Genomic DNA, 7,153 nt, shown 5'->3' on the forward strand with positions numbered 1-7,153 from the left:
AAACAGTAGCATCGCGAGCTACTGAGTGGATTGGGCAAAATGAAAACACAGTCACCTCTTATCTTAGTAATTTTAAAAGATATTTCATCTGGGCCCCAGGTTCAGTTGGGACATCCACTCCACCACTTCTTAAAACATCGCAGACATGCGTAACACAGCTTTGCGTTTTAAGATCATAAAGTGGTCCATCTTTCTCAAGTTTCCCCCCCAAATATTTAATTGCCTCATCAGCTTTAGGCAATGGTACCTCTGCTTTTTTTGCCGCAGGAGGAAGCCATTCAAACCCACGCGTTGTTACCATTGTATGTTCTCCAGGTGCGCCAGCTTGATGAGTATGCAAACTTGTACCATTAAGCTTAATCTCAACTGAGTAATGACCAAATCTATTAGTAGTAGAGCGATTGTCATGCCAATGAATTACGGCGGTACCTGATTGATTTCGTATTGCCGAAGAAGTGTGCCCTTGCTTAGAGTTAGTATTTGAGCATTTCCTATTACTCAACCCCCACGGATCCACCCATCCCTGCGCATTCGGCGCATACTGGTAAAGATTGAGCCCACCCGCCAGCCCTATCGGGTCCTGCTGGGTAAAGCGCCCGCAGTCGGGGTCGTAATAGCGGAACAGATTGTAGTGTAAGCCGGTTTCGCGATCCAGGTACTGTCCCTGCATGCGCAGGTTCTGGGCATATTCAGGTGCGCGCAGCGGTGTCTCATGCAGCAGTTTACCCCACGCGCTATTCTGCCCTTCCCAACGCAACTCCCCTTCCGCGTCGGTGAGACGCTCCGGCGTGCCATTTGGCTGATTGTGGAACCAGTAAACGTCCGGATCGGTAATACCGTCGATGCGCGCCAGCGGGTCGAAGCTGCCCTGCTCGCTGTAAACATAGGTCAGCGGCACATCGTCGTGAATTTCCTGTAATAACCTGAAACCGTCCCAGACGAAATGCGTGGTAACGCTTTGCCCGACCGGCTGGCCAGCGCGCATCTGGCGGCGTGTTTTGCTGATGCGTCGTCCCAACGGGTCATAACGAAAACTGACCTGCACCTGCGGCTTATTACGGTCACGCGGCTGGCTGATGACCTCCGTCAGCCGGTGTTCGCCATCATAGCGATAGCGCCAGCGCGTCTGGCCGTTATCTTTCTCCACGGTGCGACCGTGGATGTCATATTGCCAGCGGATACCATGCAACTGCGTGACGCGGTTGTGACGCACGGCATGCTGCACCGTTGTATCGACAGGGTTGCTCGCCGCATCCCAGCGCCACTGCTCCTGCCCCGGCAGAGTACCGTCCTGCGTCAGCAAGCGCCCGGCATCGTCGTATTTCCAGCGATACCAGTTAAACGGATTATCGTCCCGCTCTTCGCGCACCAGATTATTGCGGTGATCGTAATCCCAGCGGCGGGACCAGCGTCGCGGTGCCGGACGCTGCGCGTTGCCGCTAAAGACGTCGCGCCGATGCAGGCGCCCAAGGCGATCGTAATCACTGCGGGCAGTGAGCAGCCCTTGTGTGCGGCTAATTTCCCGGTGCAAGGTGTCGCGGCCAAAATCACTGATCGGCAGGTTATCCAGCGCAATACTCAATAAATGCCCGCTGCCGTAATAGAACTGTTTCAGCTCACGGCCATCCGGCAACTGTAGCGAGGTGCGGTTACCCAGCGCATCGTAGCCCCAGCCGAGTGTACCGTTTTCCCCCTGCTCGCCGATCACGCGTCCCAGCGCATCGAAAGTGAAGTTCAGCTCCTGCTCCGCTTCGGCGCTCCAGCTGTTTTCATCAAGCGCGGGATGCAGGCTAATGCGTTCAGGAAATCCCGCAGCAGACCAGCGCCAGCGCGTCTGGCCTTCCGGTGTGGATCGCGCGAGCAACTGCCCAGCCGCGCTCCAGCTAAAACGGTGGGTAATCGCCTCAGGGTGCCCGGCGGCAAACGTGCGCGACAACGTGCGTCCGCAGGCATCGTAGGTATAGCGGCTGACAACACCATCCAGCCCCTGCTCTTCCAGCAACAGGGAATCCGCCCCCCAACGGAACTGGTAGGCTTCCCCGTTCTCGTTATGCAGGGCGACCAGGCGACCACGGCTATCCCAACTGCGGCGGATCTCTTCTCCAAGATGGTTACGCGTCGCCACCAGCCGTCCGGTGTTGTCATAACGAAACGCGCTGCGGCTGCCATCCGCCGCTTCATGTTCTGTCGGTAACCCCTGTTCGTTCCAGCGCAGCGTTTCCAGCCAGCCTTCTGCCCGCTCAAGCTGCACCGGGCGGCCTGCGGCATCATAGTGGTAACGGGTTTCTTCCCCGTCCGCCGTCTGTACCGCAACCAGCCAGCCGAGAGGATGGTAGTGATAACGGGTGAGATGCCCGGAACAATCTGTTTCGCGGATAACCTGACCGGCATCGTTGTACTCCATGCGACGGCTATTGCCAGCCGCATCCACTTCTTCGATAACCTGACCAAACTCGTCGCGATGCCAGACGGTGCTCTGCCCCAGCGCGTCCACCGTGCGCGCGAGGCCAAAATGTGGGTCGTAAAAAAAGCGTGTTGTACTGCCCCCGGGTTCGGTTATTACCGCTGGCAACGCGCGATTTTCCAGCCACTGGGTGGCGCGTTCATTGCCGTCGGCATCAATCTCCTGGACCCGGTTGCCCATCTCGTCATAAACGAAGGTCATGGCATTGCCGAGCGGATCGATACGGCGGGTTAATTGCTCGTTGTCGTTCCATTCGAAACGCCAGTTCTCGCCGCGTTCATCGACGAAGCGAACAATCAACCCCTGCGTATTCCAGTAGTGCTGGCGCGTCTGGCCGTCATAGTGCGTAACGGTAGTTAACCCGGCATCGAGATCGTAGGCAAAGCGGCAGCCGTCTCCGGTATTGGTGCGGTTTTCAATGACGCGCCAGTGATCAAACATCGCCCAGCGGTATTCGCTTTCCAGCCCGCCCGCGGCGCGGTGCCAGACCATCAGGCCGTCATCGTTATAACGATACTCGCGCGTCACGATCCCGCTGGCATCGGTTACTGTTGCCAGTTGACCGCGCGCGTCGTAATGCCAGCGCATTAGCGGCCAGTGGTGTTCGCCATCAAAATGGCTGGCGGACGTCACACGCTGCGAAAAACGCGCGTCATCATAAGCGAACGTCACATCAATCGCGCAGGGCGCATCGTGAAGCCGTACCAGACGCCCGTGCTCATCCCAGCCGGTTTCCAGCGCGTTGCCATATTCATCACTGAGCGAGGCAAGGCGCAGGATCGCCGGATTGGCGCGCGTGGGTTTGAATAAACGCCATACCGCGCCGTCATCATCAGCAATGGCGACATCGCCATTATCATTGCGCCGGATGATCACCCCTTCGCTGATGCTGTACATCGCCTGATCAACCGACGGCAAGGTGAAACGCAATTCACGCCCGGTTTCGTCAAACCAACAGGCTTCATCGCCCGTCAGCACCAGATAACTATCAAAAACGGTCGACCAGCCCGCACCAAACAGCCCGGCGCGTGACGTCAGGCTGTTATAGCTGCGCTGCAACCGCAGCGGAAAGCGCCCCGGCAGTGAGAAATCAAGTTCCTGCTCGTCATTAAGGACTTTCACACCGGTGGCGGCATGCACCGGGTGCGGTGAGCCAAATATCGCATTCACCGCCATGTCCGCTAACATACCGCCGCCTGCGGATGCCAGCGCACAGGGCATATTTTTTAAAATTTTGCCGGGGCGTCCGCGGATAAGCGACAACGCGATCATCGCCACCGCTAAACCGGGCAATTTGCCACTTTTGATATCGCGCACCGTCAGGGTTTCGCCGCCAATGATCACATTCGGCGAGACATTATCGGAAACGGTGCCTTCACAGGTGGTTTTGTCTTTCGCGCGTACGGCTGGCTGGCCGTTGATAAACACGCTTTTCGACCCCTGGGCCAGATATTGCGGCCCGGAGTGCTTCTTGCAGGCCACTTTGTCCTGCTCCAGCGGCGATGTCCCGGCGTCCGCCGAGCCGACGGTCGGCTGCCACATTTCGCTGCCAAAATGTTTTGCTCCGGCAAGTAGCATGCCAGCGTAATCGGCGAAACTGGCGGGCGATTGCGGCTCGGCAGGCGGTGTATCCGCCGGGGTTAAGGTTCCGGCCGCTCGCGCTGCGAGCTTATTATTGGTCAATACGTTGGCCGAGCCGGTAACGATTTTACCCGCGGGCGACGGCGGGAAAAGCGCGTCGCCAAGGCTATTCGCCATATTACTGATGTCATCGGTGATCCCGGCGACGTTAGCGAGGATGCCGCCAACAATGCCGCTTAACAGGCAACTGGAACCAATCGCCGCCACACTCGCGGCAGCAGCACCGGCGCCCAATAAAGGCGCTGCAGTCGCCGCCGCGAACGCCACCGCCGAACCAATCGCCGCATAAGCGACCCCTTCGGCAACGATACTGGTGATATCGGCGAAAACGCTCGAGTGAATGATTTCATCGCCCTGACGGGCCGCGTGTTTGTCGCTCATGCTACCGATTCCGTTATTCGTGCAGCGTCAGACTGTGTTTGATGGCGTCCCAGCGCTCGCCATCTTCATCGGTAAAGGCGCGCAGTGCCGAAAGGGTAAAGATCATCACTACCGCCGCGCCCGGCGCCTGAACGGCAAACTGTTTTTGCCAGATTTGCTGACCGTTACGGGTAAACACCGTTTCCACTTCCACCGCGCGGGTTTTGTTGTCGCGGCCAACGAGAATACGCGCGAATTCGCTCTGTGCGATATCGCCCATTTGCGTACGCAGCACGTCCCACTGGCGATAAAACTCTTTCTCAAAATCGCTGCCGTCCGGGATCGGGCCGCGACTGACGATCAGCGATAAGCCACTCTCTTCATCGCGAAGCATGGTCATACTGGTGTCCTGCCAGCCGGCAGGAAATAATGAAAAGGAACCTTCCTGGAGGGTATATTGCATAAGTTAATCCTGAAAATTCCTGAGGGTCATATTTTTTAAATAAGAGGGTTGCGCATAAGGAAAACCAAATCCAATGCCATTTCCCTTTTCATCAAGTGGTGTGATCCAGGAGAAAGTTTCATCTTTAGAACGCCCGCGCGGAACATCAATTAACTTTAATTGCGGGTAGGTTTTCCTGACGTCCTCTAACAAAATATCGGCATTCGCGACATCGTAAGAAATGATATAAACCTTACCCGGATTATGCAGATCAAGACGGACTTCCATATTTCTGATTTCAATACCGCCGTCAATCGTGAACGGTTCTGCTTTTAATCTCTCCGCAATATTGGGATTTTCACGCACAAATCTGCCGGGAATGATTGCATCCAGTTCTTCTACATCCTGGCCGATTGTGTTTTTAAGCTGTGTCGCGAATTGCCATAATGATTGTACTTTCATATTATTTTCTTCTGCGCATGAATAAAATGAGGAGAATAAAGCGAATGTCATTACGATTATTTTAGTGAGGTGCCTTACCTTGCATATAGTCATCGTACATATTCCCGTAATGGTCTTCATAAACTTCATTGGTAGTTGAACCGGATGCAACTTCACCCCTGCGGTAAATTTCTCCAATTGCTTTACTGGCTTCATCGCGGGTTATTTTTCCGCTGTCCATATCTTTAAATGCCTGGATATATTTCATCTCATTCGATGAGTCAGTCATTGAGCCAATATCTATACCGCTATTATGATAAATTTCGCGGCGGACCTGAATTTCATTCAGCGTGGCCTGCCCTTCATCTTTAAGCATGCCGTTAACAAAATTACTTTTTGAGCTGAAGTCATTTTTATAAGGGCTGGTCGCATGGCCGACTTCATGCGCTAACGTCATGACCGCTTCATTATCATCCGCCATACTTTCCGGATCTAATACCATGACTTTATTTTTCGTATCGGTCCAGCTTCCACCCCCTGGAACGTTAGGTGATATATTCCACTGATCATCCATGAGTTTTTTTAAATCGCTCTGCATTTTGGGGGAACTGTTTATTTTCTTCACGACGCCATCACTGAACGGCATGAATTGACTTTTACTCTTCTCGTTACTAAAAACATAATCCCCCTTCAGCGGCGGCGGCGCTTTGTATTTCGTCACCGGTTTTGCCGCCCCCGCCGGAGCCGCTGCCACAGGGGCCGCGTGCTGCACGTTACCCTGCGGGGAAAATTTCGCCTGTACCGCAGAGTTAATATTCCCTTTATGGTCAGCTCCTGGCGCGGTAGTCGGGGCTTTTGTTCCGGGAGCATTGAGATGCAACTTACCGCCGGTGGTAATGTGCCCATCTTCTTCGACAAAGAAGTTAAAGGATTTACCAATCAGGTTGATTTTGCCGTTCGCATTAAGCTCAATGGCGCTGTGACCGGATACCAGCCGCAGTTGCGTCCCGGAAGCCAGAATAAACTGCTCCACCACCGCATCGAGCTTGCCTTTGCCGGTAAGGATTTCCGTTTGCCCTTTCACGGCCTGCGTCTGATTCGTTTCGACGCGGTACAGCTCATTTTTACGTACATAGTGGCTGTGGTTACTGCCGATCGAGCGCGAGGCGTCGTTTTTGACGTGAACATCCATGTTTCGTTCCGCCTGGATCCACACTTGCTCTTCGCCCGCCTTGTCTTCAAAGCGCAGGGCGTTGGCGTTATCGACCGAACCATCTTTCGAGCGGCTGAGGAAACCCATCTGCGTGGCAGCAGCAGGTAATGCCCACGGCGGCATACTCGCTTCGTTATAGACGCGCCCGGTAACGATCGGCCGGTCCGGGTCGCCATTGATAAAGTCGATCACCACTTCGTCGCCCACGCGCGGGATTTGCACCCCGCCGAAGCCCTGCCCCGCCCAGGCACTCGACACCCGCACCCAGCAGGAGCTGGTGTCATCGCCTTTCGCCAGACGGTCCCAGTGGAATTTCACCTTCACCCGGCCATATTTATCCGTCCAGATGCTTTCGCCCTGCGGGCCGACCACTTTTGCCGTCTGCGGACCGTAGGTTTTCGGCCACGCCGTCACCGCCGCCGGGCGGAACACCACCGACGACGGAATGACGGTGAAATCGATGCGGTGCACCGTTTCGCCGTCGGAGCCGCTGGCATAGCGGTTTTCCTCGAAAAAGTAGTTCGCTTCGGTGGTCAGGTACTCGCCGTTATCGCTGAAAAACGGCGCGTTATACAGCGCAAAGGTGTTTCCC

The 7,153-nt window shown here is 55.2% G+C and carries 4 protein-coding genes; all 4 read right to left on the minus strand.

Translation table 11 applies throughout. The annotated features are described in order from the left end of the window. Nucleotides 1-58 precede the first annotated feature (58 nt). Nucleotides 59-4,486 carry an RHS repeat-associated core domain-containing protein gene (locus DFO56_RS10900; protein ID WP_045509736.1) on the minus strand — a complete coding sequence of 1,476 codons (4,428 nt, stop codon included), beginning with the start codon at nucleotides 4,484-4,486 and terminating at the stop codon, nucleotides 59-61. 13 nt (nucleotides 4,487-4,499) lie between these two features. Next, the gene (locus tag DFO56_RS10905) at nucleotides 4,500-4,928 is read right to left on the minus strand and encodes a DcrB-related protein (RefSeq protein ID WP_045509739.1); all 429 of its coding nucleotides are present in this window, start codon (nucleotides 4,926-4,928) and stop codon (nucleotides 4,500-4,502) included. Nucleotides 4,929-4,931: 3 nt separating this feature from the next. Beyond that, nucleotides 4,932-5,369: a hypothetical protein gene (locus tag DFO56_RS10910; protein ID WP_233500398.1), complete on the minus strand. Its 438-nt coding sequence runs from the start codon at nucleotides 5,367-5,369 to the stop codon at nucleotides 4,932-4,934. A 61-nt stretch (nucleotides 5,370-5,430) separates the two neighbouring features. Beyond that, the coding region (locus DFO56_RS10915) for a type VI secretion system Vgr family protein (RefSeq protein WP_114413863.1) at nucleotides 5,431-7,153 on the minus strand (1,723 nt) is incomplete at its 5' end.

The sequence above is a fragment of the Kosakonia sp. AG348 genome, assembly GCF_003337365.1.
Taxonomy (GTDB): domain Bacteria; phylum Pseudomonadota; class Gammaproteobacteria; order Enterobacterales; family Enterobacteriaceae; genus Kosakonia.

What these genes read in the sequence shown, in the direction of transcription:
- DFO56_RS10905 (WP_045509739.1), bottom strand. Translation starts at nt 4,928, where the DNA reads ATGCAATATACCCTCCAGGAAGGTTCCTTTTCATTATTTCCTGCCGGC.
- DFO56_RS10900 (WP_045509736.1), bottom strand. Translation starts at nt 4,486, where the DNA reads ATGAGCGACAAACACGCGGCCCGTCAGGGCGATGAAATCATTCACTCG.
- DFO56_RS10910 (WP_233500398.1), bottom strand. Translation starts at nt 5,369, where the DNA reads ATGAAAGTACAATCATTATGGCAATTCGCGACACAGCTTAAAAACACA.